This is a genomic window from Polaribacter haliotis, from assembly GCF_014784055.1.
In the GTDB taxonomy this organism is placed as follows: Bacteria; Bacteroidota; Bacteroidia; order Flavobacteriales; family Flavobacteriaceae; genus Polaribacter; species Polaribacter haliotis.
This window is the reverse complement of sequence record NZ_CP061813.1, coordinates 3,710,304-3,737,016: the sequence shown is the minus strand read 5'-3', so window position 1 is coordinate 3,737,016 and position 26,713 is coordinate 3,710,304. Positions and strand designations below refer to the sequence as shown.

General features: G+C 29.4%; 27 protein-coding genes. 15 read left to right on the top strand and 12 right to left on the bottom strand.

From position 1 onward, the window contains the following. Nucleotides 1-32: 32 nt before the first annotated feature. Genes H9I45_RS16075 through H9I45_RS16065 form a run of 3 tightly spaced genes read right to left on the bottom strand, consistent with a single transcriptional unit; the run spans nucleotide 33 to nucleotide 1,791 of the window. Entirely contained in the window at nucleotides 33-224 is a 192-nt protein-coding gene (locus H9I45_RS16075) for a hypothetical protein (protein ID WP_088354109.1), read from the bottom strand. Further along, a complete protein-coding gene (locus tag H9I45_RS16070) occupies nucleotides 221-841 on the bottom strand; it encodes a hypothetical protein (protein ID WP_088354110.1) in 621 nt (206 codons plus the stop codon). Before H9I45_RS16070 ends, H9I45_RS16075 begins: the two co-directional genes overlap by 4 nt. Continuing rightward, a complete protein-coding gene (locus H9I45_RS16065; RefSeq protein ID WP_088354111.1) occupies nucleotides 838-1,791 on the bottom strand; it encodes a PhoH family protein in 954 nt (317 codons plus the stop codon). The genes H9I45_RS16070 and H9I45_RS16065 overlap by 4 nt, the downstream gene beginning before the upstream one ends. A gap of 128 nt (nucleotides 1,792-1,919) precedes the next feature. Here H9I45_RS16065 and H9I45_RS16060 point away from each other — a divergent pair, with 128 nt between their 5' ends. From H9I45_RS16060 to H9I45_RS16040, 5 genes are read left to right on the top strand one after another with little or no spacing between them, the layout of a single operon-like run. Further along, complete coding sequence (locus H9I45_RS16060; protein WP_088354112.1) at nucleotides 1,920-2,780, top strand: SAM hydrolase/SAM-dependent halogenase family protein; 861 nt, start codon at nucleotides 1,920-1,922, stop codon at nucleotides 2,778-2,780. A 9-nt stretch (nucleotides 2,781-2,789) separates the two neighbouring features. After that, a complete protein-coding gene (locus H9I45_RS16055; protein WP_088354113.1) occupies nucleotides 2,790-3,086 on the top strand; it encodes a putative quinol monooxygenase in 297 nt (98 codons plus the stop codon). Between the two features lie 44 nt (nucleotides 3,087-3,130). Then, nucleotides 3,131-3,655, top strand: a complete 525-nt coding sequence (locus H9I45_RS16050) for a GNAT family N-acetyltransferase (RefSeq protein WP_088354114.1) — start codon at nucleotides 3,131-3,133, stop codon at nucleotides 3,653-3,655. A 4-nt stretch (nucleotides 3,656-3,659) separates the two neighbouring features. Further along, nucleotides 3,660-4,568 carry a DUF2279 domain-containing protein gene (locus tag H9I45_RS16045; RefSeq protein WP_088354115.1) on the top strand — a complete coding sequence of 303 codons (909 nt, stop codon included), beginning with the start codon at nucleotides 3,660-3,662 and terminating at the stop codon, nucleotides 4,566-4,568. A 49-nt stretch (nucleotides 4,569-4,617) separates the two neighbouring features. Then, nucleotides 4,618-5,244 (top strand): peptidoglycan-binding protein LysM, encoded by a 627-nt coding sequence (locus H9I45_RS16040; RefSeq protein ID WP_088354116.1) that lies wholly within the window; start codon nucleotides 4,618-4,620, stop codon nucleotides 5,242-5,244. A gap of 63 nt (nucleotides 5,245-5,307) precedes the next feature. On the opposite strand, the gene H9I45_RS16035 is transcribed toward H9I45_RS16040, so the two are convergent. From H9I45_RS16035 to dnaA, 3 genes are all read right to left on the bottom strand, one after another. Beyond that, nucleotides 5,308-6,015, bottom strand: a complete 708-nt coding sequence (locus H9I45_RS16035; protein ID WP_088354117.1) for an SAM-dependent methyltransferase — start codon at nucleotides 6,013-6,015, stop codon at nucleotides 5,308-5,310. A gap of 102 nt (nucleotides 6,016-6,117) precedes the next feature. Then, the gene (locus H9I45_RS16030) at nucleotides 6,118-6,573 is read right to left on the bottom strand and encodes a low molecular weight protein-tyrosine-phosphatase (RefSeq protein ID WP_088354118.1); all 456 of its coding nucleotides are present in this window, start codon (nucleotides 6,571-6,573) and stop codon (nucleotides 6,118-6,120) included. A 39-nt stretch (nucleotides 6,574-6,612) separates the two neighbouring features. Next, entirely contained in the window at nucleotides 6,613-8,040 is a 1,428-nt protein-coding gene (gene dnaA / locus H9I45_RS16025; RefSeq protein WP_088354119.1) for a chromosomal replication initiator protein DnaA, read from the bottom strand. Nucleotides 8,041-8,209: 169 nt separating this feature from the next. On the opposite strand from dnaA, the gene H9I45_RS16020 reads away from it, so the two are divergent. After that, nucleotides 8,210-8,608 carry an acyl-CoA thioesterase gene (locus H9I45_RS16020; protein ID WP_088354120.1) on the top strand — a complete coding sequence of 133 codons (399 nt, stop codon included), beginning with the start codon at nucleotides 8,210-8,212 and terminating at the stop codon, nucleotides 8,606-8,608. Nucleotides 8,609-8,644: 36 nt separating this feature from the next. Here the strand turns inward: H9I45_RS16020 and H9I45_RS16015 are convergent, their stop codons facing one another. The 5 genes from H9I45_RS16015 to H9I45_RS15995 form a co-directional block, all read right to left on the bottom strand. After that, nucleotides 8,645-9,253, bottom strand: a complete 609-nt coding sequence (locus tag H9I45_RS16015; protein ID WP_088354121.1) for an IMPACT family protein — start codon at nucleotides 9,251-9,253, stop codon at nucleotides 8,645-8,647. Between the two features lie 82 nt (nucleotides 9,254-9,335). Continuing rightward, on the bottom strand, nucleotides 9,336-10,196 hold the full coding sequence (locus H9I45_RS16010; RefSeq protein WP_088354122.1) for an EamA family transporter: 861 nt from the start codon (nucleotides 10,194-10,196) through the stop codon (nucleotides 9,336-9,338). Further along, nucleotides 10,193-10,804, bottom strand: coding sequence for an HAD family hydrolase (locus H9I45_RS16005; protein WP_088354123.1), 612 nt, complete (start codon nucleotides 10,802-10,804; stop codon nucleotides 10,193-10,195). Before H9I45_RS16005 ends, H9I45_RS16010 begins: the two co-directional genes overlap by 4 nt. Beyond that, entirely contained in the window at nucleotides 10,797-11,843 is a 1,047-nt protein-coding gene (ribD, locus tag H9I45_RS16000; RefSeq protein WP_088354124.1) for a bifunctional diaminohydroxyphosphoribosylaminopyrimidine deaminase/5-amino-6-(5-phosphoribosylamino)uracil reductase RibD, read from the bottom strand. The genes H9I45_RS16005 and ribD overlap by 8 nt, the downstream gene beginning before the upstream one ends. 36 nt (nucleotides 11,844-11,879) lie before the next feature. Next, nucleotides 11,880-12,338 (bottom strand): LEA type 2 family protein, encoded by a 459-nt coding sequence (locus H9I45_RS15995; protein WP_088354125.1) that lies wholly within the window; start codon nucleotides 12,336-12,338, stop codon nucleotides 11,880-11,882. A gap of 52 nt (nucleotides 12,339-12,390) precedes the next feature. On the opposite strand from H9I45_RS15995, the gene H9I45_RS15990 reads away from it, so the two are divergent. The 9 genes from H9I45_RS15990 (at nucleotide 12,391) to H9I45_RS15950 (ending at nucleotide 24,839) form a co-directional block, all read left to right on the top strand. Next, nucleotides 12,391-12,882, top strand: coding sequence for a GNAT family N-acetyltransferase (locus H9I45_RS15990; RefSeq protein ID WP_088354126.1), 492 nt, complete (start codon nucleotides 12,391-12,393; stop codon nucleotides 12,880-12,882). 9 nt (nucleotides 12,883-12,891) lie between these two features. Continuing rightward, a complete protein-coding gene (cls, locus tag H9I45_RS15985) occupies nucleotides 12,892-14,319 on the top strand; it encodes a cardiolipin synthase (RefSeq protein ID WP_088354127.1) in 1,428 nt (475 codons plus the stop codon). A 5-nt stretch (nucleotides 14,320-14,324) separates the two neighbouring features. After that, the gene (gene prmC, locus H9I45_RS15980; RefSeq protein WP_088354128.1) at nucleotides 14,325-15,215 is read left to right on the top strand and encodes a peptide chain release factor N(5)-glutamine methyltransferase; all 891 of its coding nucleotides are present in this window, start codon (nucleotides 14,325-14,327) and stop codon (nucleotides 15,213-15,215) included. 68 nt (nucleotides 15,216-15,283) lie between these two features. Next, nucleotides 15,284-16,414, top strand: a complete 1,131-nt coding sequence (locus H9I45_RS15975; protein WP_088354129.1) for an alkaline phosphatase — start codon at nucleotides 15,284-15,286, stop codon at nucleotides 16,412-16,414. Nucleotides 16,415-16,728: 314 nt separating this feature from the next. After that, nucleotides 16,729-20,757 (top strand): LamG-like jellyroll fold domain-containing protein, encoded by a 4,029-nt coding sequence (locus tag H9I45_RS15970; RefSeq protein ID WP_088354130.1) that lies wholly within the window; start codon nucleotides 16,729-16,731, stop codon nucleotides 20,755-20,757. A 283-nt stretch (nucleotides 20,758-21,040) separates the two neighbouring features. Further along, nucleotides 21,041-21,550: a DUF3124 domain-containing protein gene (locus tag H9I45_RS15965; RefSeq protein ID WP_088354131.1), complete on the top strand. Its 510-nt coding sequence runs from the start codon at nucleotides 21,041-21,043 to the stop codon at nucleotides 21,548-21,550. Continuing rightward, entirely contained in the window at nucleotides 21,550-22,161 is a 612-nt protein-coding gene (locus tag H9I45_RS15960) for a MarC family protein (protein ID WP_088354132.1), read from the top strand. Before H9I45_RS15965 ends, H9I45_RS15960 begins: the two co-directional genes overlap by 1 nt. A 200-nt stretch (nucleotides 22,162-22,361) precedes the next feature. Beyond that, the gene (locus tag H9I45_RS15955) at nucleotides 22,362-23,921 is read left to right on the top strand and encodes an NAD(P)/FAD-dependent oxidoreductase (RefSeq protein WP_088354133.1); all 1,560 of its coding nucleotides are present in this window, start codon (nucleotides 22,362-22,364) and stop codon (nucleotides 23,919-23,921) included. A 12-nt stretch (nucleotides 23,922-23,933) separates the two neighbouring features. Continuing rightward, entirely contained in the window at nucleotides 23,934-24,839 is a 906-nt protein-coding gene (locus H9I45_RS15950) for an amidohydrolase family protein (protein WP_088354134.1), read from the top strand. On the opposite strand, the gene H9I45_RS15945 is transcribed toward H9I45_RS15950, so the two are convergent. Then, on the bottom strand, nucleotides 24,836-26,710 hold the full coding sequence (locus H9I45_RS15945; RefSeq protein ID WP_228454951.1) for an adenylate/guanylate cyclase domain-containing protein: 1,875 nt from the start codon (nucleotides 26,708-26,710) through the stop codon (nucleotides 24,836-24,838). The genes H9I45_RS15950 and H9I45_RS15945 overlap by 4 nt on opposite strands. Between the last annotated feature and the right edge of the window lie 3 nt (nucleotides 26,711-26,713).

The window sequence follows — 26,713 nt, the reverse complement described above, 5'->3', positions numbered from 1 at the left end:
TTGTGTTGTTTGTTGTTGCAAAAATAGTGATTTTACTTTTCTTTTTTTTGATTTCTCTTTAAAGAATATAGGTATGAAAAAGAGGCCCCAATAATTAAAAAGTACAAGCCAGTTCCTTTTAAAAATTCTGGAATTAAATTAGATTCTCTACTTTCAAAAAATTGAATAAAAAATCCAATAAAACAAACTAACAAACCTAAAATTGCAACTATTTTTTTACTCATTTTTTGTTCTTCTTCAAACGTTTTATTTGCTTTAAATTATCTGTAATTGGTGTTGCAGTTATTTCTGTTTCGCCAGGAATAAAATAGAAAAAATAAGCAGAATTCTGTCCTATTTTTCGAACATCTAACCTTTCGTTATCTTTAAAAACTAATGTGTAATTTGGTATAATTTCTTTACTTTTAAATTTATGTTTCATACCAATTCCCATTCCTGTTCTCATAGAAATAAATAATAGAAAAAAAAGAAACATTAAACCAGGTAACAAGTTTTTTTTCTCTTGTAATTGCTTGTATCTCAAATCCATTTTTTCGATATTATATATTTTCTGATACAATTTCTTTACTTTCAATTTCCTATAAATAACTAAAGACCATTTTGTTACGTATAAATACAATAAACCAAACATTAATATTAATGCAATAGATAAAATCCAATTATTTGCTAATAAACTTATAGGGGAAATTAAGGCATCTAAAATTGTGGTATAATTCAAATAAGAAACACCGAAAATGCCATAGAAAATTGCATCACTAACAATTCCTAAAATAATTAGGTATAAGTAACCGATGTAAAAATAATCTTGTAACCCTAATTTCTCTTTTTCGATTTTTATCATTCTGTTTCTATACTTTTATATGCTGATATTATTTTTCTTACTAATTTATGTCTAACAACATCTTTATCATCTAAATAAACTTGTGCAATTCCATCGATATCTTTTAAAGCTAATAGAGATTCTTTTAAACCAGAAACTTGTTTTCTTGGTAAGTCTATTTGCCCAGGATCTCCAGTAATAATAAACTTAGCGCTTTTACCCATTCTAGTTAAAAACATTTTCATTTGATTGTGAGTCGTATTTTGAGCTTCATCTAAAATTACAAACGCATTGTCTAAAGTTCTACCACGCATAAATGCTAAAGGTGCAATTTGAATTACGCCTTTTTCCAAATGAGATTCTAAACGTTCATGAGGAATCATATCTCTTAAGGCATCATATAAAGGTTGCATGTAAGGATCTAATTTTTCTTTTAAATCTCCAGGTAGAAATCCTAAATTTTCTCCAGATTCTACAGCTGGTCTTGTTAAAATAATTCTACGAACTTCTTTTTCTTTCAACGCTTTTACAGCCAAAGCAACTGCAGTATAGGTTTTCCCAGTTCCTGCAGGTCCAACTGCAAATAGCATATCATTTTTATCCATTAACGTAACCATTTTACGCTGGTTTTCAGTTTGTGGCTTTATCAATCTTCCACTAACTCCATGCACTAAAACGTCTTTCGCTTTTTTTGAAGCTGCATTTTTTTCATCATTTCCAGAAGAAGTTAAAATACGTTCAATACTATTTTCGTCTAACTTATTATATCTATTATAATATTTAATTAATCTTTCGATTCGAATTTCGAATTCATCTAAAAGATCCGATTCTCCAAAAATTTTCATTTTGGAACCACGTGCTACAATTTTAATTTTTGGAAAATACCTTTTAAGCTGTTCTATAGTGCTATTTTGAGCTCCAAAAAATTCTCCAGGATTAATTTCTGTTAATTCTATAATGCGTTCGTTCAAATGTTTATTTTTTATATGTTGATAACAATTTTATTTCAACTAAAAATAGCGAATAAAATTGCTAAAATGATTAGATTTGCGTTAAATAGTTAACAACTTTTACACAATTAATTAACAGCCTAATTTTAATGTCTCTAATTACTTTAACTACAGATTTTGGAACCAAAGACCACTTTGTGGGTGCTGTAAAAGGGGCTATTTATTCTGAATTAGAGGATGCTAAAATCGTAGATATAACTCACGAAATAACACCTTTTAACATTACAGAAACTGCCTATATTTTAAAAAATTCTTATAAAAGTTTTCCTAAAGGAACTATACATATTATTGGGGTAGATTCGGAATTAAGTGAAGACAATAAACATATTGCCTTAGAATTAGATGGGCATTTTTTTGTTTGTCCAGATAATGGCTTAATTTCTATGATTGCTTCAGAAATAAATCCAACAAAAATTGTAGAGATAAATATTCACGATCGAATTGAAAGTAGTTTTCCTGTTTTAGATGTTTTTGTTCAAGTAGCTTGTTTTATAGCCAGAGGTGGAAATTTAACTGTAATTGGTAGAGAAATTACAGAGTTTAAAAAATTGGTTGAAATTCAACCAAAAGTAAATCAAGCTCAAAATCAAATTATTGGAGGTGTTATTTATATTGATAATTATGGAAATGTAATTACGAATATCAGTAAAAAAATGTTTAATGATATTGGCAAAGGAAGAGCTTTTAAAGCAACAGCTAGACGTTATTCTTTTAATACAATTTTTACAAAATACAACGAAATAACTGGCAAAAACTCACATAAAAGTCATCAATTTGATGGGCAAAAGTTAGCCATTTTTAATACTGCTGGTTTTTTAGAAATTGCAATTTATAGAAGCAATCTAGATACTGTTGGTGGTGCGTCTTCTCTTTTAGGTCTAGAATATAGAGATTCAGTAATTATTGAATTTATAAATGATTCTAAACCCGATTTTTCTCCTTTATCTTAAAATAATTTTATGTTTGTAAGAATTGTAAAAATGAGTTTTCACTCAAAATACATTGCTAAATTTTCAGCTATTTTTGAACATAAAAAAGAATTTATTAGAAATTCGAGTGGTTGTAAATTATTAGAATTATATCAAGATAAAACAAATCCTGAAATCTTTTTTACTTATTCTTATTGGGAAAATGAGCAAGATTTAGAAAATTATAGAAATTCCGAGCTTTTTAAATCTGTTTGGGCGAAAACTAAAGTTTTATTTAATGACAAACCACAAGCTTGGAGTGTAGATAAAAGGGTTAGTCTTCAGTAGGCTGTCCTCAGTCTCAGTTTTCAGTCATATTAAAATATTCAATTATGAAATTTAACTTTACGATTTTTCCTGAATTAAAAACAGAAAGACTTTTATTACGTAAGGCTAATTTTAATGATACAAAAGCTGTTTTCGATTTACGTTCTTGTGAAGAAATAAATAAATTTGTTGCTACTAAAAGAGTTAAAAATATAGAAGAGGCGAAAGATTTTATAAATATTTGCGACAAACTTTATAAAGAAGAGAATCGAATTTTTTGGTTGATTCATTATAAAAACGAAGTAATTGGAAGTATAGTTTTGCACAGAATTTCCTTAAAAGATAGTTTTGCAGAAATTGGTTATAAATTAAAACCAACATTTCAACAAAAAGGCTTTATGAGTGAAGCTCTAAAAGAAGTTTTAAAATTCGGATTTAAAAGTTTAGATTTAAAAACAATTGAAGCTTTTACTCATAAAGATAATGCACCTTCAATTGCGTTATTAGAAAAAAATAATTTTGTACTTCAGCCAGATAAAACAGACAAAGGTTTTGAGCATAATAGAATTTTTAAATTAGTAGAGAACTAACAGCATGATTTTTAAAATTAAAAAGTATTGTCTTTGCCTTGCATTACTCTTCTACTCTATTATCGGGTTTTCTCAAAACTCCTCTTTTTTTAAAAAATCTGACACTTTAAATAAACAAAGAAGAAATACAGTAATTATTACTGAAAGTTTATTGGCTGGTGGTTCTTTATTGGCATTAAACGAACTTTGGTATAAAGACTACGAACGTTCTAGCTTTCATTTTACAAACGATAATGCAGAATGGAAACAAATGGACAAAATCGGTCATTTTATGACTTCTTATTATGTTGGTAAAGTAGGAATGGAAGTTTTAGATTGGGCTGGTGTTTCTAAGAAAAACCAGCTTATTTACGGTGCTACTTATGGCTTTACTTTTCTTACAGCCGTAGAAATTTTAGATGGCTTCTCGAAAGAATGGGGTGCTTCTGCTGGTGATATTTTGGCAAATGCAGCAGGAACTGGTTTATTAATTGGTCAAGAATTACTTTGGAAAGAACAACGAATAACCGTAAAATATTCCTTCAATCAAACTGAATTCGCAAAACAACGCCCAAATACATTAGGCAAAAATTATTTACAACAGGCTTTAAAAGATTATAATGGACAAACTTATTGGCTTTCTGCGAATATTTGGTCTTTTAACAAGGAAAGTTCGTTTCCTAAATGGTTAAATGTTGCTTTTGGTTATGGTGCAGATGGCATGTTATATGGAGAAACAAAACCATCAAACCCTTTCCCACAAGATCCTTACAGACAATTTTACTTGAGTTTAGACTTAGATTTAACAAAAATCAATACAAATTCGAAATTCTTAAAATCGGTCTTTTCTGTTGTTAATTTCATAAAAATACCTGCTCCAACTCTAGAAATTAACACCAAAGGTCAAGTTAAATTTCATTATCTGTATTTTTAATAAATTTTAACATATTGATAATCATTACATTAAACTTTATGTCGTAAATTTGCGCTCGCAAAACAGAAATATATTTTTTATCAAAAATAAATTCATTTTATTCGGTATTGTTTTAATTTTTATCAGTGCAACAACTATTGATAATAAAAAGGTTTCAACAAAAGAAATCTCCAAGACAAGAATAATTGCTTTTCCAAAGCTTATAGATAATTCCCTTCTATACCTTCCAAAAGACTTTATGGCGTTTAAAGAAGCTGTTGCTTTTAAAGAGTCGCAAGGAAAATACAGAGTTGTTAATACTTTAGGATATTTAGGAAAATACCAATTTGGACGCACCACTTTAGAGCGTTTTAGAATTTATAACACACAACACTTTTTAAATAACCCTGAACTACAAGAAAAAGCATTTGTTGCTTTGTGTAAGGTAAACAAATGGATTTTAAGAAAAGACATTAAACGCTCGGTTGGAAAAACCATAAATGGTATTAAAATTACAGAATCTGGAATTTTAGCAGCGGCACATTTAAGTGGCGCTGGAAATGTAAAAAAATTCTTAAGAAGTGGAGGAACTGAGTGTTTTTCAGATGCTTATGGAGCAACTATACAATCTTATTTAAAAAAGTTCGAAGGGTATAATGTTTCTAATATTATTGCCGATAAAAAAGCGAGAGTATAAAAGTATTTTTATTATCTAAATACTTTCTAGGGATTCCTGTTTTCATTGGAATGACAAACTAATCTACTTCTGAATGATAAAAATAGCAGGTTTCTTATGCAAATCTGGTGTGTGACGTTTCCAATTTTGAATAGACATTGTTTTTATATATTCTGTTGGCAGTGTAATATCTGCAGCAATGCATAAATTTGTAGTTGGTGCCAATGTTGCTTTTAAATCTGCAAACATTTTCTCGTTTCTATAAGGTGTTTCAATAAATATTTGAGACTGATTTTTTTCTTTAGAAAGCTTTTCTAAATCTTTTATTACTCTTTTTCTTTCGCCTTTATCAATAGGAATATATCCGTTAAAAGCAAAATTTTGCCCATTCATACCAGAACTCATCATCGCCATTAGTATTGAAGAAGGTCCTACTAAAGGAACAACTTGAATGTTATTTTCGTGCGCCAATTTTACAATACTTGCTCCAGGATCTGCAATTGCAGGAACTCCTGCTTCCGAAAGTAAACCAACATTTATACCCTCTTTACAAACATCTAAATATTTAGTTGTTTCTAATTCCTCTGCATATTTATCTAACAACATAATATGTAAACTTGGTTGCGATTTTTTCGGAGAAATTTTTTTAATAAATCTTCTTGCAGATTTTTCGTTTTCTACAATATAAAAATCTATTTGTTCGATTACTTTTTTTACAGATAATGGCATTACCTCTAAAGGCTCTGCTGTATCTCCTAAAGTTGTGGGAATTAAATAGAGTTTACCAATCATTATTGTAGTTTTTGGGGGTGTTGTTTTGAATTACGATTTCACGAATTTACAGAAATAAAAAATGTTTTAACCTAGATTTAAACTGAAAAATATGATTAAAAATTAAATGTAATATTTTTTAGCTATAATTTCACAAGCTTCGTTTAACATTTTAAAAACATTTTCGAAACCTTGGTTTCCTCCATAATATGGATCTGGAACTGAATTATTTTCGTTTGGTTGCAATTCGTTTAATATCATTTTTACTTTTTGCTCATCTTCGTTATTTCTTGCTAATGAGAGAATATTATCGTAATTACTAGCATCCATTGCATAAATAACATCAAAAGTATCGAAATCTTTTACTACAAATTTTCTAGCTCTTTGGTTTGTAATATCTATTCCATATTTATGTGCAACATCTATAGAACGTTCATCTGCAAGATTGCCAACATGATAAGCTGCTGTTCCAGCAGAATCTACAAAAATTGCCTCTGAATTTACTTTAGACTGCAAAATACCTTGTGCTAATGGCGAACGACAAATGTTCCCTAAGCAAACCATAAGTACTTTTTTCATTAAAATAAAATTAAAAAAATTGATTTTTAAAATCGAAATTTAGAACGTTAACTTCTTAGTTAAGTCGTCTACGTATTTTCTAAATTGTTTATCCGTTTCTGTTAGATTATCCACAGTTTTACAAGCATGCAAAACAGTTGCATGATCTCTTTGCCCAATTTGATTTCCAATACTTGCCAATGAAGTTTTGGTTAATCTTTTTGCAAAAAACATTGCTAACTGTCTTGCTTGCACAATATGACGTTTACGTGTTTTCGATTGCAAAGTAGCAACATCCATATCGAAATATTTAGATACTTCTTTTTGAATGTAATCTATAGAAACTTCTTTTTTAGTATTTTTTACAAATTTATCTACAATTTGTTTTGCCAATTCTAAAGAGAATTCTCTTCTGTTAAAAGAAGCTTGGGCAATCATCGAAATAATTACGCCTTCTAATTCTCTAACATTCGATTTAATGTTCTTGGCAATATATTCTACAATTTCTTCTGGCATTTCCACACCATCTCTATACAATTTATTTTGTAAGATAGAAATTCTTGTTTCGTAATCTGGTGCTTGTAATTCTGCAGACAATCCCCATTTAAAACGAGATAACAAACGCTGTTCGATATCTTGCATATCTACAGGTGCTTTGTCTGAAGTTAAAATTACTTGCTTTCCATTTTGGTGTAAATGGTTAAAAATATGGAAGAATACATCTTGTGTACCTGCTTTACCTGATAAAAACTGAACATCATCGATAATTAAAACATCTATCATTTGATAGAAATGAATAAAATCGTTTCTGGTGTTCGACTTTACAGAATCTATAAATTGTTGTGTAAATTTTTCCGAAGAAATATATAAAACAGTTTTGTCTGGATATTTGTCTTTAATATCTACACCAATTGCGTGCGATAAATGCGTTTTTCCTAAACCAACTCCACCATAAATTAATAATGGATTAAAAGATGTTCCTCCAGGTTTGTTGGCAACTGCCATTCCTGCAGAACGTGCTAATCTATTAGAATCTCCTTCAATAAAATTAACAAAGTTGTAATTAGGATTTAGTTGAGATTCTATTTTTACTTTCTGTAAACCTGGAATTACAAATGGATTTCTTAATTCTCGTTTATTAGATTCTAAAGGAACTGTAACTTTTTGAGGTTTTAATGGATCTCTATTAGAACTAGGAATTTTAACTATTTGCGGTCTATTACTGCTATAGTTATTTTCCATTTTTACATCGTAAATTAGTTTTGCATCGTTTCCTAACTGCCTAACTAATGCAACACGCAATAATTTAATGTAATGCTCTTCTAACCATTCATAAAAAAATTTACTAGGAACTTGTATGGTTAATGCTTCTCCAGATAGTTTCACCGGTTTTATAGGTTCGAACCATGTCTTGTACGCCTGAGGTTTTATATTATCTTTTATAAAAGATAAGCATTCGTTCCAAACAGAGTCAGCATTTACAGTCATTCTAGGTAAAGTAGTTTCTTTAATTAATAATTATTTAAAAGGGTAGAAATCCCCCTTTTTCTAAGGCTTTACAAAAGTGTGAATAAAATTCAGTATAAAAAAATCAAAATGCTATTGATTATTAATTATTTTTTACGTAAAATGCTCAAAACTTAATTGTCTAAAAGTATTGAAAAATTCATCAACAAAAACCAGAGTTCGTTATTCGGAAACAGATCAAATGGGCGTGGTTTATCACGGAAATTATGCTCAATTTTTCGAATTAGGAAGAACGGAATGGCTTCGTAATCTAGGAGTTACATACAAATATATGGAAAACAGTGGAATAATGCTACCAGTTATTTCATTAAAATGTAATTTTATAAAATCTGCATTGTATGACGATGTTTTAACAATTACAACTTTCCTTAAAAAAAAGCCAATGGTTAAGATTGAATTTGATTATGAAATTAAAAACCAAAATGATGAAATTGTTTGTACAGGAAACTCGGTTTTGGCTTTTATAAATTCTAAAACGATGAAACCAACAAGATGCCCTGATTATTTATTAGAAAGTTTGGGGTTTTAGAAAATATCTCTATATAAAATAGTAATTACACAAGCTTTACTCCAACTCCTTCACTTCCACTTTATATAGATTGTCAAAAATATTGAAAATCGCTTCTGCATCATTTTTTCTTACAGAAATTGTGTATTCACAATCCATTTCTAATTTCTGATTGATAATATCAATATTTTTCTCTTTGACAATTCTCATTACAGGATTCATTAAATCGTAATTGAATTTTAATTGATAATGGACGTCAATTGTTTTTTCTACAATTTCTGAAGCTTCTAAAGCAAATTGCGCAGAAGTTTTATATGCTGAAATCAAACCACCAACTCCCAACTTTGTTCCGCCAAAATAACGTACAGAAACAATTAAAATATTAGTGACTTCAAAAGATTGAATTTGTCCATAAATAGGCAAACCTGCAGAATTATTGGGTTCGCCATCGTCATTTGCTCTATATTGTATTTTCTCGATTCCTATTTGGTACGCATAACAAAAATGACGAGCAGAATGGTGTTTTTTCTTTAATTCTTCTATGCATTCTTTTACATCATCTTCTGTAAAAACAGGAAAGGCATAGCCAAAAAACTTACTTCCTTTTTCTTTAAAAAGGGTTTCTTCAGATGGTTTTTCGATAGTTTTATATGCGTCTTCTTTCATTTTAATTACGTGAATTCTTAAAAATAATAAGATTTATAAATATAGATAGTCGTTTAACCAGTTTAACTTGAACTTTGAAGCACTAAGCAACAGTCACCAAAACAATTCCCAAAACAGCAAGTGCAACTCCTATTTTATTTTTAAAGCTGAATTTTTCTTTAAATATAAACAAACCTACTAAAGTTGATAAAATTACAATTCCTACATTATTAACTGTAAACAACACAGAACTTTCGAAGTTTTTATCTTGCAAAGCTTTTATTAAAAATATAATTGAAAAATAATTTGGAACTCCCAAAACAATTCCTGCCACTATATTTTTCATCCCAAAAGGTTCTCTTTTTTTTATGCCTTTAAAAGTTAAAATTAGAAAACCAAAGAAAGCTGCGATTCCAAATAAACTTCCAGAAAAAATAGAAATATCTTGGTCTGCAACATGATTTGTTTGAATATATTTTAACAAAGTATCAATGGTTCCAGATCCAATAAATAACAAGATTGGGAATAACAAAGTTCCATTTTTATTTGACTTTTCTTCTTTTACAGAAGATAAATAAACTGCCACTAAAGCAATAATTATTCCTGCTATTTTTAAAAAAGTAACAGACTCATTATATAAAATAATTCCAAAAAATACAGGAACAACCACAGACATTTTCCCTGCAATAGAAGTTACTGAAACTCCGTTTTTCTGAGCAGTCATTGCCATCACAAAAAAAATTACAATAAATAAAGCACCTAAAACCAAGGCACCAGAAAACCAAGGTTCTAAATAAATTTCTGTAATTGGTATTTTTCTTTCTGCTAATAAGAAACCCATGGAAAAAGCAACAATATAATTAACAAATATTGCTTTTAAAACGTCCACTTTATAAATACCAAAATATTTAAAAATAACAAATAAACCTGTCGAAAAAAGTATGCTGAGTAATAAATACATTATAATAGTTGCTTATTTTTCTCGAAAAGCTCAGTAACATCATCCACACCTGGAGTTAAATTCCAAGTATGAATTCCTAATTGACTTGCAGAATTTGTGTTTTCTTCCAAATCGTCTACAAACAAGGTTTCTTCTGCTTTTAAGGAATTTTCATTTAAAACAAACTCGTAAATATTGGTGTCTGGCTTTCTAAAGTTAATTTCGTGTGATAAATAAAACTGCTCAAAAGCATTTTTAAAATCATTATAAAATTGTACTCCCAAACTATTTTGAACCCATTTTATATGTAAATCGTTGGTGTTACTCAATAAAAATAATCGATATTTTTTGCTAGCAGATAATTCTTGTAAAAACGACAATCTCTCTTTTGGAAAATCCAATAAAACAGCATTCCAAGCATTTACTAAATCGGTTTTTGGGATATTAAATTTATTATGAAAAAACTTTATAAAATCTTCAGTGGACATGAACCCTTTTTCATATTGATGATAAATCTGCATCATTTCCTCTGTAATATTTGAAACCCCTAATTCAGCCATCGCTTTAAAAGTCGCCATTTTATCTAAATTGATAAAAATATCTCCAAAATCGAAGATGATGTTTTTAATCATTCTTATATATTTTTAAAACATCGTTTTTAATGTTTTGTTCGCTTACTTTATTTCCTTTTAACTTTGGTGCTTTTATTCCTTTTCCGAAATTGTTATCACCAATAAAAACCATGGCTTCGTCCCATAAATTTTCATCAATAAATGTTTGTAAAGTTTGGGTACCACCTTCTACAATTAAAGATTGAATGTCGTGCTTTTGGAGTACTTTACAAATTTGTTCAGCAACGTTTTTAGAGAAATTAATTTCTTCGAAAAAGATGTTTTTTCTTCCATTTTCACGCTTTAAACTTCCTCCATTACAAATAACAATCGTTTTTACGCTTCCATCTAAAATATTCACATTTTCGGGAATTCTTAACTCCCTATCCAATACAATTCGAATCGGATTTTCTCCAAACCAACTTCTAACATTTAATTTTGGGTTGTCTGCCAAAACTGTATTTGTGCCCACTAAAATTGCCTGTTCTTTACTGCGTAATTTATGGACTAATTGTTGAGAGTATTTGTTGGAAATCCAAACAGGTTTTTGTTCGTTCTTAGTTTCTGGAGCAACAAAACCATCTTTCGTTTCTGCCCATTTTAATATAATATAAGGTCGCTTTTTTTCTTGAACCGTAAAAAATCTTTTGTGATGTGCTCTACACTCCTCTTCTAAAACACCAACAACTACATTAATTCCTGCTTTTTGTAAACGGAAAATTCCTTTTCCTGAAACCAAACTATTTGAGTCAACACAACCAATTACTACTTGTTTTAAATTCCATTTTACCAACAAATCTGCACAAGGTGGAGTTTTTCCAAAATGCGAACAAGGTTCCAAAGTCACATAAATGATTGCTTTTTCTAAGAGCTTTTTGTTTTTAACGGAATTAATTGCATTTACTTCTGCGTGATTTCCTCCATAACTAGAAGTAAAACCTTCTCCAATAATTTTATCCTTTAAAACAATTACAGCACCAACAGAAGGATTTGGACGAGATGTTCCAATTCCGTTTTTGGCGATTTGCAAACAACGTTTTATGTAAAATTCGTGGCCCATATAATTTACTGTAGTAAAAACTGAAACAAATTCAGTTTAAAATTTAATTTCTTGCTTTTTATCAATTAAAAACTCTTTGGTAAACCCAAAAACGATATACTCTAATTTCCCTTTAATTCTTACATTTACTTTATTAGAAATTAAAGAATTTAACAAACCACCTAAAGCACCACCTTTACCTGTATTTAAAAGGTTTTTTGTTGGAATATGTGCCATTAACGGAATTGAAAATTCATTTCTTGCTGGCACTTTAAATTCCTCAGAAAAAACTTCTGCCACCTCAACTTCATTAACCAAAATCTTAATATCTTCGGTTGTAATTTTACCACTAACATCGTTAGGGTTTTCAAAAAAAGCATCTGCTTTTAACTTTATAGTATCTCCAGCAAAACTGAGAATTTTCACATTATCAACTTTTATAAAAATGGGTTCTTTTTTTACTGAACATCCAACTAATAAAAGAATTAAACTTATAAAATATAGTAGTTTTTTCATCTTAAAATTCTAAAAAAATAGGTAACTTGCTCTTGCAAAAATAAGGTAATAAATGACAATTGAAGATTTTCTCATCAGAGAAATTAAACCCACAGACAACCCACAACTTGCCACTGTTATTAGAAGTGCTATTTTAGAAATGGGTGCTCCAAAAATTGGCACTGCTTACGAAGATAAAGCAACCGATAATATGTTCGAGAATTTCCAAAAAGAAAAAAGTGCTTATTTCGTAGTCGAACACAATAATAAAGTTGTTGGTGGAGCAGGAGTTGCACAATTAGATAATAGTGAAGAAAATATTTGTGAGCTTCAAAAAATGTATTTTCTACCCATTGCAAGAGGTATTGGTTTAGGAAGCAAATTAATTACAAAATGTTTAGAAAACGCAAAAGAAAAAGGTTTCGAAAGCTGTTATCTAGAGACCATGCCATATATGGAAGCCGCTACTAAATTGTACAAAAGAAATGGTTTTGTAAATTTGGAAAAGCCAATGGGAAATACTGGCCATTATTCGTGTAATGTATGGATGCTTAAGAAAATTTAAAGAAAAAATATGACTATTTATTACGTTCTTTTGGCAGTTCATTTACTTTTATTTGGTTGGGCATTTTACAATATTCTATATTTTGGCGTAAAACCTTCCAAATCTTTAAGTTGGATTTTAATTACTTTCTTCTTTCCCTTTATAGGTGTTTTTGCATTTACGATGTTTGGCATTAACAGAAGAAAATTAAAATTTTTTGAACTGAAAGAAACCAAAAAACGTAAGAATTATATTAAAAAATCTTTCGAAGATAAAAAAGAAAGACATTTAGAGGTGTTAGATTCTGTAAAAGCAAAGAAAATATCTTCTTTAATTTATAACAACACCAATATTCCTTTAGACACAAAGAATAAAGTAACCGTTTTAAAAAACGGAAAAGAGACATTTGAATCACTTTCTGAAGCAATTAAAAACGCAAAACACTTTATTCATTTACAATATTACATCATCGAAAATGGAGAAATTTTTGCAGATATTAAAGAATTACTACTTCAAAAAAGAAAAGAAAAGGTCGAAGTAAGAATTTTATATGATGCAATTGGAAGTTATTATTTAAGTAAAAGTGTAAGAAAGGAATTGAAAGATGCTGGTTGCCATATTTACCCAGAAATGGCTTTAAAATTCGGAACGTTTTTATTTACTTTAAATTTTAGAAATCATAGAAAAATCGCTGTAATCGATAATAATATTGGGTTTACTGGAGGTGTAAATATTTCTGACGAATATATAACAGAAGATACGCCTTTAGGTATTTGGCAAGATGCACATATAAAAATTGAAGGAGATGCAGTTTGCAGTTTGCACAAATCTTTTATGAAAGATTATTTTTATGCAACAGAAGAAGATTTAAGTAAAAAAGCGGAATATATGGAATCTTGTTCCATAGAATCAGATACTAAAATACATATTGTTTCCAGTGGACCAGATTACGACCAATCTGTGGTAATGCAACAATATCTTAGTTTTATAAACTTGGCAGAGAAAAGTATTTGTGTAATGAATCCGTATTTTATTCCTACGTTTTCAATTTTAGAAGCTTTTAAAATAGCTGCATTAAGTGGTGTTGAAGTCACTTTATTATTACCCAAAAAAGGTGATTCTAAAACTGCAACTTATAGTATGTATTCTTATTTCGAAGATTTAATAAAAGCCGGTGTAAACATCTATTTAAGAGACGATTTTTCGCATAGTAAAGTCATTTTTATTGATGATGAAATTTCTTCTGTAGGTTCTACAAATTTCGATTGCAGAAGTTTTGAGCATAACTATGAATTAAATGCTATTATTTTTGATAAAAAAGTAACTTCAGAAATCAGAGAAGAGTTTGACAAACGTAAAAAATTAGCCAATAAAATTGATTTAGAAACTTTCTTAAACCGTTCTAAAACTCAAAAAACGTTAGAACGTTTGTGTCGTTTTTTTAGTCCATTATTATAAAACTTATGACGCTTAAAGAATTTAAAATCTATTTTTCTGAAGAGCTTTCTTCTATGTATCCCAACACAGAAAAAGATTCCTTTTTCTCAATTATTATTGAAGAAAAACTAAGCCTACAAAGAATTGATACCGTTTTAAAACCCGATTTTAAAATTGATGATACTATTTTTGCAGAAATTAAAACAATTATTGAGAGATTAAAAAACGAAGAACCTATTCAATATATTTTTGGGAAAACAGAATTTTACGGTTTGCCTTTTTATGTTGATGGAAATACGCTAATTCCAAGACCAGAAACAGAGGAATTAGTGGAGTGGATTCTTCTTTGTGTTCAAGATTTAAAACTTAAAATTCAAAGTTGTACTTCGACTAAAAACGAAAACAATACTCTTTCTATTTTAGATATTGGAACAGGAACTGGTTGTATTCCTATTTCTTTGGCTAAAAATTTACAAAATGTAGCAATTTCTGCGATTGATATATCTTCGGAAGCTTTAAAAATTGCGAAACAAAATGCTATTTTAAATAAAGTTGAAGTTGATTTTTTTGAATTAGATATTTTACAAGCTGTAAAATTACCTCAACAATACGATATTATTGTTTCTAACCCACCCTATGTTCGTGAATTAGAAAAAGCAGAAATCAACAATAATGTTTTAGAAAACGAGCCTCATCTTGCACTTTTTGTTGATGATGAAAACCCATTAATTTTCTATAAAAAAATAGCAGATTTAGCAAAACAACACCTCTCTAAAAACGGATTATTATTTTTTGAAATCAACCAATATTTAGGAAAAGAAACTGTAAAAATGTTAAAAGACAAAGGTTTTATAGATATTGAGCTAAAAAAAGACCTTTTTGGAAATAACCGAATGATAAAATCCAGTTTGAACTAATTTGTATGTAAACTTGTACTCCACTAAATTAGCACCATAAATTATTGTTGATTATAAAACAAACCACCATGAAACTAAAAAGTATTTTTTTCTTATCGCTATTAACTATTTTATTCTCTTGTAAGTCAATTAAAGTTAATGAGACAGCAACTAAAAAACCTAAAAATGTTATTTTATTAATTGCAGATGGTACAGGTTTATCGCAAATATCTTCAGCATTTTTTTATAAAGATTCTAAACCAAATTACGCTCGTTTTAATACGATTGGGCTTATTAAAACTTCTTCTTCCAGACAAGACATTACAGATTCTGCTGCTGGTGCAACTGCTTTTTCTGCTGGAGTAAAAACGTATAATGGCGCAATTGGTGTTGCAGACGATTCTACAAAAGTTAAGACAATTGTAGAGATTGCATCTCTTCAAAATATTAAAACAGGTTTAATTTCAACCTCATCCATTCAGCATGCAACACCTGCAAGTTTTTATGCGCATGTTTTAAGTAGAAATTTCTATGAAGAAATTACAACAGATTTAGTTGCTTCGGATGTAGATTTTATTGCTGGAGGTGGTTTGAAATTCTTCAACAATAGAAAAGACGGAAAAAACTTGTTAGAAGCTATTAAAACAAAAGGGTTTAACATAAATACAAATGGTCTAGATAAATTTTCAGAAATTAAAGGAAATTCTAAAATGGCGTATTTATTAGCCGATAATCAAATGCCCCCAACTGCAAAAGGGCGTGGAGATTATTTACCTAAAGCAACAGAGTTAGGAATACAATTTTTAAATAAAGATGCAGAGAAAACTAACTTTTTCTTAATGGTTGAAGGTTCTCAAATAGATTGGGGTGGCCATAATAACGACGCAGATTACCTAATTTCTGAATTGATAGATTTTGATGATGCTATTGGAAAGGCATTAGATTTTGCAGAAAAAGATGGTAATACATTAGTAATTGTAACTGCAGACCACGAAACTGGTGGTTTTACTCTAGCTTCAACCAAAAAGAAAAATGAAAAAGGTGAAACTTATAGCGACTATAATGAGATTACTGGTACATTTTCTACTGGAGGACATTCCGCAACTTTAATTCCTGTATTTGCTTATGGACCAGGTTCAGAGGATTTTTCGGGTATTTATGAAAATACTGAAATTTTTCATAAAATATTAAAAGCTACAAATTGGAATAAAAAGAAGTAAATAATAGTACTTTTTTTCATATTAAATTTAAACTGGTTTAACTCCCCCCAATTTAATACACATATTTATAATAGATTAAAATCCATTTTTATTCATTTTTTTATAAAATGATAAAATATGCACAACATCGGTTAATATTAGGCCATAAGCATACTTCGTTAAATTTGTTTCCTACTATTTTTCCTTATAAATTCGCTTATTAGTTGATGTAAGACACTTATAAAGAGATTAATTAAATATTATAAATAGCTATTAACTTCGTTTTATATCAAAAAAACAAATCCTCTTAATCAAAAAAAAAATCTATTTAAATCATGAAATTTAAAATTACCCTACTCCTGTTATTATTTTCTGGAATCGCTTTTGCACAAGAAACTAAAAAAGAAAAAGAAGATTTAGACTATGAAATTCATCATAAAAGTCAGCCTTGGTTTTCTAACATGAAAGATGGTGCTAATTACTTCAACATAAAAAAACAATACGACACTTTTTTCGGTAAACATCAATGGGAAAAAAGTAAACCAAGATCTCTAGGAGAAAGCTGGTTAAAAACAAGATTATTTTATTTAGACAAAAAAGGAAACGTACAACCTGAACCAACTTTAGAAACAAATAGCTATAATTCTCCCTTAAACACTGTAAATACAACATCTACAAATTTAATAGGTACTTGGACTTTATTAGGACCTGTAAATAGTGCAGAAACAGGTTATTCTGGTAGAGGAAACCATGGTGGTTATGTTTTTCTAAATAGAATTGATCCTACAAACAGTCAAAAAATGTTTGTATCATTTGTAACTGGTGGTTTATGGATGACCGTAGATGGAGGCACAAATTGGACTTTAGTAGATTCAAACCTACCAGATGCTGCTTATAATGATTTAGATGTTGCAATCTCAAATCCACAAATAGTATATGCAATTAGTAATCAACAAGTTGTTAAATCTATTGATGGTGGTTTAAATTGGTTGCCAACAACAATGGTTTCTTCTTCTTATTCAGGTAAATTTTATGACATTGCTGTTTCAACTTCAAACCCAAATACAGTAATAGCTAGAATTGGAGACAAAATTTATAGAACTACAGATGGTGGAATTACCTGGAATTCAGTAATTACAGGTCTTAGAAATCATCAAACTTGGGATAGCTCAGAACATAGTGAAATGATAGAATGGAGCGCAAATTCTACTAACGTAGTTTATTCTGTTAGTACAAACCACAATAACCAGGTTTTATTGCATCGTTCAAACAATTCTGGAGCTTCATTTTCTTTAGCTTCAACCTTAACATTAGCTTCGAATGCAACAGGTCAATCTGTGGGTTGGGCAAAAATATTTACTCCAACTTCAGATACTAATTCAATTTATGTGGCTGTAGGAAGTGGAGCCAATGCGTATGGACATCAAGCAGTTCATTTATATAAACTAAATGCAACTACTGGTGCTCAAGAAAATGTTAGAACTAATATGATTCCGGGTACAGGTAAAAATACACAACATCATGGAGATGTAACGATGGACAGAAACAATCATAATAAAATTGTTTACGGTACATACAGCCAAAAAATAATTCACATTTCTACAGACAATGGAGTAACTTTTACGGATTCTGCTACTGAAACACATAGTGATATACGTTCTATAGATGTGGTTAGCAACAAAATTTTAGTTGGTTCGGATGGTGAATCTGCACTTACGACAAACGATGGTAACACAATGCCAACTGTAACAAATAGCATTAGTAATCACGAACTTTGGGGATTTGGTAGTGCTTTTAAAACTGATATCGTTGCTTCTGGAAATAACCATGGCCCAGTAATGATTAAAGAGTCTGGTAACGGTTTCGATTGGTATAATGGTACAGGTGCAGACCAAGGTAACACAGATGTAAACCCTTTAGATGATAGATATATTTATAGTCAAGGGTATAGTAATTACAGATATTTTAGAACTGGAGTTCACACTCTTGAAAATCAATCTAACTTTTTAGATGTTGGTGGTATTTACTCTTATTTTAATAATATTGAATTTCATCCAAACAATTACTATACAATTATTACGCATCATGCTGGTACTTATCCTCAGAACAATCCTAATTTGGGAGTTTGGAAAAACTCACTTATTAAAACTGAAGATAATGGTAATACTATTTCAATTGTAAAAACCTTTAACGATCAAGTTTTTAGAGAAAAAATCTCAATGAAAAACCCAGATCATATGTATGTTGTTGTTGGTTTAACAAATAATAAATTATGGTATACTGCAGATGCTGGAATTACTTGGAAAGACGTTACACCTACAAGTACAGAATCGTCTGGCCAAACAAATATATCCGATATTGCAGTTGGAGATGAAAACCCTAACGAAGTTTGGATAACTTATAGTGGAGTTCAAAATGCATGTAAAGTATTAAAATCTATAGATTACGGAGCAACTTACACCAATATTACACAATCTAATCTTACAACATTTCCATTAACAAAAATAGTTTTTCAAAGAGGCTCCAATGGTGGTGTTTATGTTGGTGGTAAAGGTGGTATTTATTACAGAAATAATACAATGCAAAATTGGGAATTGTTAGGAAATGGATTGCCTATGGCAGACATAAGAAATATGTTTATAAATTATAATCAAGGAAAACTTAAAATTGGAACATCTCGTGGAGCTTTTACTCACGATTTATACGAAACAAGTCCCGTAAACGCTTTAATTTCAGCTAGTACTTCTAAGGTAAATTGTCCTGCAATAGAAATGGTTCAGTTTAAAGATTATTCTGTTGTAAGAAATGCTTCAGCTACTTGGTCTTGGAGTTTTCCAGGAGGAACACCATCAACCTCTACATTAGAAAACCCAGAAGTTTCTTATAAAAATGCCGCAGATGGTACTTATAGCGTTACTTTAACTGTAACTGACGCTACAGGAACTAGTTCACAAACTTTAACTAATTTTATAGAAGTAGCTAGCCAATGTGGTGATGCAACCCCAGAAAAAGTTCCTGGCAATGTTGCCAAACTTTCTGGTGCAACTAATTCTGATCACTTGTTAATTGATAATTTAAATGTGAATAAAAATTCATTCACGTTCTCGGCATGGATTAAGCCAAATGGTATTCAAGAAGATTATAGTGGTATTTTTATGACTCAATCTGGAAGTCCATTTGGACTAAATTTTGTTTCTGGAAACAATACAATTGGCTACCACCCAATCTGGTACTGGTCATCTGGTTTAATAGCACCTGCAGACGAATGGTCGCATGTTGCATTAGTAAGTAATGGAACAGATGTAAAAATATATGTGAATGGCGAAGAAAGTATTAGAGAGACAGCAATTTCATCCGAGGTATTTTCAAAAATAAACTTAGGTCGTTATGGGAATGGTTATTCCTCTAGGTATACAAATATGGAAATAGACGAGGTTAGTATTTGGAACAGACCTTTATCTAAAGATGAGATTAGAGAGTGGAGACATTTAACAAAAAGCGATACCTCAAATCCAATACGTACAGGGTTAGTGGCTTATTATCAATTTAATGAAGCTACAGGGAATATTTCTGTAAATAAAACAGAAAACTCAAATCCGTTAACATATTTAGGATCCACAGCCTCTAGCCACACTAATTCCTCTGCTCCTGTTTTTAGTGGAGTAAGTGAAAAAGTAAATATAAATTCAGCGGGACTAAAAGATTTTAGTACAACAGGAGTTTCAATGACTTTTGCTAATGGACAACTTCCGAATGGAGATGTTTGGGTTTCTAAAAGTACTATAAATCCAATTGGACTCCCAGATAATTTACAAGATTTCAAATCTTATTATATTATTAATAATTATGGGCAAAATAAAAATTTTACGCCGATAACAAATATGAGTTTTACTGACAACGAAAATTTCACAAATACTGTTGCAAGTGATTATAATTTATATAAAAGAGAAAGCAATACTTTTGGTGGCTGGGGCACTGTTTTAGATACAGGAGATGCTATATCTGGCTCAGATGGAACAAATATTAAAATTTCTTTTACAACAGGGTTAGATGTACATTCCTTTTCTCAGTTTACACTTTCAAATAACGTAGTTACTCCTTTATCTGTAAGTAAAATTAAAGATAAAAGCAAACCAGAAATTTATCCAAATCCATCAACAAAGAAAGATGGGGTATCTATAAATATTCCCATAAACTGGGAGGCATCAACATTAATTGTTTATAACTTATTAGGTCAAAAAATGAGTCAAGCAACCTTACAACCAGGTGAGAATCTTTTAAAAATAAATACGAAAGTTGGAATATACAATTTGGTAATTTATAATTCTAACCACAAGTTTACTGAAAAATTAATATTGAACTAGGAATCTAATAGAAAACTAAATTTAAAAAATACGACCACATTAAAATTATTTTAATGTGGTCGTATTTTTTTTTATCTTAGCAAAAGTACTATTAATTAGTTTGTAATATTCATTAAAAAATAAACAGATTTAATAATTACAAAAGCTAGTTTTGCTTGTTTATAAATTTATAAAAATTTAACTTCGCTATTTGTGCTGAACTTGGTTCAGTAACTTCGAGTTTTAGCTTACGAAAAAGGCTAAATTAAAGTTATCCTCACATTTTGAAATAAAACCTACTAAAATGAAAATAAAATTTTTAAGCATAATAATTATTATATTATTTTTTAGTTGCAAAGAAAAACAAGAGATTAGTTCTATTAATTCCGAGAATTGGTCTAAGCGAACTGTAAATATTACATCAAAAGATTCGCTTGAATTTGGAAAATCTTATTTGTCGATTTACTCTCAAATTTACAGTAATACAGAGCACAGGACTCACAACTTAACATCTATGTTAAGTATGAGAAACACTAGTGAACTAGACACTATTTATCTTTTAAGAGCAGAATATTATGACACTCATGGGAAATCTGTTAGAAAATATTTTGACTCACCAATATATTTAGCACCAATGGAAACTACAGAGATTATTATTGATGAACTCGATATTTCTGGAGGAACAGGCTCAAACTTTATTATAGAGTGGAAAATACCAAAAAATTGTCCAGAACCTTTATTCGAAGGAATAATGACCTCGACTATGGGGCAACAAGGTTTGTCTTTTACAACGCATGCAAAAAGAATAAAATAATGGCAGAAATTTTAACAACAATATTTTTTGTTTTTGCAGTAATAGATCCAATTGGATCAATTCCAGTTTATTTAGAGGCAACCAAAGAATTTGATTTAGTCTACAAAAAGAAAATAGCTATAAGAGCATCTATAATGGCTTTTTTAATATTGCTTTTTTTTATTGTAATTGGACAATTAATTTTAGAAGGAATGTCTGTATCATTGGATGCATTTCAAATCTCTGGAGGTGTAATTCTTTTTTTGTTTGCATTAACTATGATTTTTGGAGATGGTAAACCTGAACAGGAAAAAAGTCGAATTACAGATTATAAACATGTTACAATATTTCCTATCGCTATTCCTTCAATTGCTTCCCCTGGAGCTATTATGGCTGTAGTTTTAATGACAAACAATCATATATACACAATTAAACAACAAGCTATAACTACTGGAATTGTATTACTTGTTATTGGAATAACTTGCTTAATTCTCTTAACAGCAAATCATTTACAAAAGAGAATTGGAAATTATGGAATTACAGTTTTAAGTAAAGTTATGGGACTAATTTTAGCTTCTTATGCTGTACAAAGCATATTAAGTGGAATTGGTAATTACTTTGGAAGTATATAAAATCATTTATTGAAAAAGATTTTTTTTTCTTTTATAATAATATTTATAAAACTTAATGTATTCTCCATTTTTCTTATTTTATTGGATATTTTTAGTTTCTTTTCAAGAAATTAAAATTATCCACAGAACCATAACTAATACTTAAAAAACCTCTAAAATTTCTAACACAAAACTATTTTTAATTTAATTACTTTTGCCAAATGATTAAAGAAATTCAGCTTCGAGTAAATTTAATAGAAGAACGTAAAGAAAATATTTTGCTCTACAAAGCTTCTAAACAATTAGGAGTGGATAAAAAAGAGATTTCCGCAGTTAAAATCTTGCGAAAATCTATTGATGCTCGTAAAAAAGACATCATCTTTAATTATAAAGTTGCTGTTTATATTAATGAAAAAATTCCAGAAAAATCGGATTATGTTTTTGAATATAAAGATGTTTCAAAAGCTAAAGAAGTACATATTATTGGTTTTGGTCCTGCAGGAATGTATGCCGCTTTGCGTTGTATAGAATTAGGTTACAAACCTGTAGTTTTAGAAAGAGGAAAAAATGTACAAGACAGACGTAGAGATTTAAAAGCAATTAATCAAGACCATTTTGTAAATGAAGATTCCAATTATTGTTTTGGAGAAGGTGGAGCAGGAACCTATTCTGATGGAAAATTATATACTAGAAGTTTAAAACGTGGAGATGTTCGTAGAATTTTCGAAAACTTAGTTTTCCATGGAGCAACAGAACAAATTTTGGTAGATGCGCATCCACATATTGGAACCAATAAATTACCAAAAATCATTCAAAATATTCGTGAAAACATTTTAAAATTTGGTGGCGAAATTCATTTTGAAACGAAAGTTATCGATTTTGTAGTTAAAAATAATAAACTACAAGCAATTCAACTTCAAAATGGAGAAGAAATAACAGCAAATGCTGTTATTTTAGCGACAGGGCATTCAGCAAGAGATATTTATGAATTATTACATAAAAAAGAAATTGCAATTAAAGCAAAGTCTTTTGCAATGGGAGTTCGTGTAGAACATCCGCAAGAAATTATCGATCAAATTCAGTATAATTGTTCAGGCGAAAGAGACGAATTATTGCCAGCTGCAGCTTACAGTTTGGTAAATCAAGTAAATAATAGAGGTGTTTATTCATTCTGTATGTGTCCTGGAGGATTTATAGTTCCTGCAGCAACTACAAATGGCGAAGTTGTTGTGAATGGAATGTCTCCTTCAAGAAGGAATAATAAATTTGCAAACTCAGGAATTGTTGTTGAATTAGATATCAAGCAAGATTTTAAGAAATACGAGAAATTTGGTGAATTAAAAGGATTGGAATTTCAAAAAGATTTAGAAAAAATTGCTTTTTTTGCTGGCGGAAGAACACAAACTGCTCCAGCACAAAGATTGGTAGATTTTGTAGATGGAAAAATCTCATCAGATTTAAATGAAACTTCGTATCAACCAGGTTTAAAATCGGCTCCACTACACTCTCTTTTACCAAGAATTATTGGGAGTAGATTACGAAAAGGTTTTCCTGAATTTGGAAAAAAAATGCATGGTTATTTTACAAATGAAGCAAATATTGTAGGGGTTGAATCCAGAACATCTTCTCCTGTAAATATTCCAAGAAAAGAAAATTTAGAACATACAGAAATAGAAGGTTTATTTCCTTGTGGCGAAGGTGGAGGTTATGCAGGTGGAATTATTTCTGCTGCTATGGATGGAGAACGTTGTGCAGAAGCTGCTATTGCAAATTTTAGATAGTTTTATTTAACTATGAACTACACAAAAGACTCTTTTTTAAAATTGCCAAAAGCAGATGTTCATAATCATTTTCATTTAGGAGGTTCTCAAAAAAAAATATTAGAAAAATACCCAAAATCTAGGATTTCTTTTCCTAAAAATTTTGATGGTTTACCTGCAATGATTGACTTTATTTATGGGCATTTGAATCTTATAATGCTTACTAAAGAAGATGTTGTTAATTTTATGGAAATTGCAGTAGAAAGCTCTATAGAAGATAATATTACACTTCTAGAAGCAAGTGTAGATGTTAATTTAGCACGTTTTTTTGATGATTCTATAGATAATGTAATTGAAGAAATAAAAAGAATAATAAAAAAATATAAATCTCAAATAGATTTTAAACCAGATATTGGAATTAACAAAGATTTACCAATAGACAAAGTCTTTCTATACACAGAAAGATGTATAAATAGTGGCATTTTTAGCGGTATTGATATTTATGGAAAAGAGGCTAATAAAAATTTGAGACCATTTAAAGAAATATTTGAAATTGCCAAAAAAAATAAGCTAAAAACAAAAGCTCATATTGGGGAATTTACTAATTATAAATCTATTGAAGAAACCATAAATTTATTAAACCCAGATGAGTTACAACATGGAATAAATGCTGTGCAATCAGAAAAAACAATGGATTTGATTTTGGAAAGAAATATTCGTTTAAATATTTGTCCGACTAGTAATATTTCTTTGGGAGCTGTCTCTAATATTAAAAATCATCCTATTAGAAAGTTATTTGATAAAGGCATAAAATTAACAGTAAATACAGACGATTTAATACTTTTTAACGCAACAGTTTCAGACGAATTACATGCCCTTTATAGCAATAATATTTTTACTTTTGATGAGTTGGAAATCATCAGAAAAAATGGTTTTTAAGAAATTTTATCTACAAAGTACATTTTTACTTTCCCTTTTCCTTTCACTTCAATTTTACCTCTAAACTCGAATTTTAATTCTTTATATTTCGACAATATATTATAAGTACTTTCACTAATATTAATTCGGCCAACCTCACCAGAACTTTCCATTCTACTTGCCAAATTTACAGTGTCTCCCCAAATATCGTAAGCAAACTTTTTAGTACCAACAACTCCAGCCACTACAGATCCTGTATTTATTCCAACACGAATTTCTAAAGCTGTTTTTTTATCGTTTATATTATTGGTTTCTTTTACAAAATCTATAATTTCTAATGCCGCTAATGCAATTTTATATGGATGAATTTCACTTGGAAAAGGCAATCCTCCTGCACACATATAGGCATCTCCAACAGTTTTTATTTTTTCTAAACCATATTTTTCAATAATTTCATCAAATTTAGAAAAGTAGAAATCGATACTTTTTACCAATTCTTCTGGAGATAAGCTTTCAGAAAACTCTGTAAATCCTTTAAAATCTGTAAACATTACAGAAACACAGTCGAATTTTTTCGCTTTTACACTTCCTTTTTCTTTTAACTCTTTTGCAGTTTCTGCAGGTAAAATATTGCGCAATAAAATATCCGATCTGTTTTTTTCTTCTTGAATAATTTTACCTGTTTTTACTACATATTTATTTCTCTTATATAGAGAAAAAGCTAATAATATAATTAGTAAAAGCGCCAAACCAATAGCAGTAGCAATACTATTTTGTGTTTTCTTTTCTTGATTTAATAAATCTACCTCCGTTTGTTTTTTCTCTAATTGAAACTTTGCTTTTTCTTTCGCTAAAGTAATTTCGTATTTTGTTTTTGCATTCGCAACTTCCTGGACAACAGTAATATTATTTACACTATCTCTATAGGAAATATGTTTTTTATACAATTTAAAAGAATTTTTATACTGGCCAATCTTTTCATAAATAGTAGAAAGTTTTAAATAACCATCTCTAATCTGTTCTTTTAAACCATATTCTTTTGCTAATTTTAAACTTCTATTAGCAAATTGTAATGCTTTTCTTACTTCATTTTTATCATAATAAATATCTGCTATTGCATTTAAATAAACACAAATTGGATAATAATCTTCATTTTCCGTTAAAACCTTTATAGCTTCATTAAGGTTTTTCTCGGCCTTTGTATGTTGACCTTTTTCGGCATAAACCAAACCAACATTCCCTAAGTTATAAGCTTCGCCAATTTTATAATCTGCAGCTTTAAAAAGTTTTCCAGATTCATTAAAATAAAACAAAGCAGAATCTAATTTTTGCTGATTAAAATATTCGTCACCTAAATTTAATTGAGCAGAAGCTAAATCGATTCTAAATTCTTCTTTCTCATTTTTAAGTAAATTGATACTATTTCTATAATAACTTACAGCATTTTTACTATCTCCCATTATAGAATATGCATCTGCAATCGCTATTTTAACTTTTGCTTGTTTAGGAATAGCTTGCATATCTACAGTAATTTTTAGAGCTACAAAATAATTTTCTAGGGCTTGTTTTAAATCACTTTTTAATCTATAGGCATTTCCTAATTGAAAATAACCAGAATATTCCAGTCTTATGGAATCTATTTCTTTTGCATTTTTTATGAGTAAATTACTATAAATTATTATTTCTTCGGCATTTGTTTCTTCAAAAGCAATGTCTTCTAAAATTTTTAGTTTTTCTATTTTGGTGTAACTGTTCTCTTTTAATTCTATTTTTAAACTGTCACTTATTTTTTGGTTTTGAGAAAAAATAGTTCCATAAAACATACAAAAAAAACCTACTATTAAATAGGTTTTTAAATGATGTATTTTTTTTATAAAAATTTTATTTCTCACTAA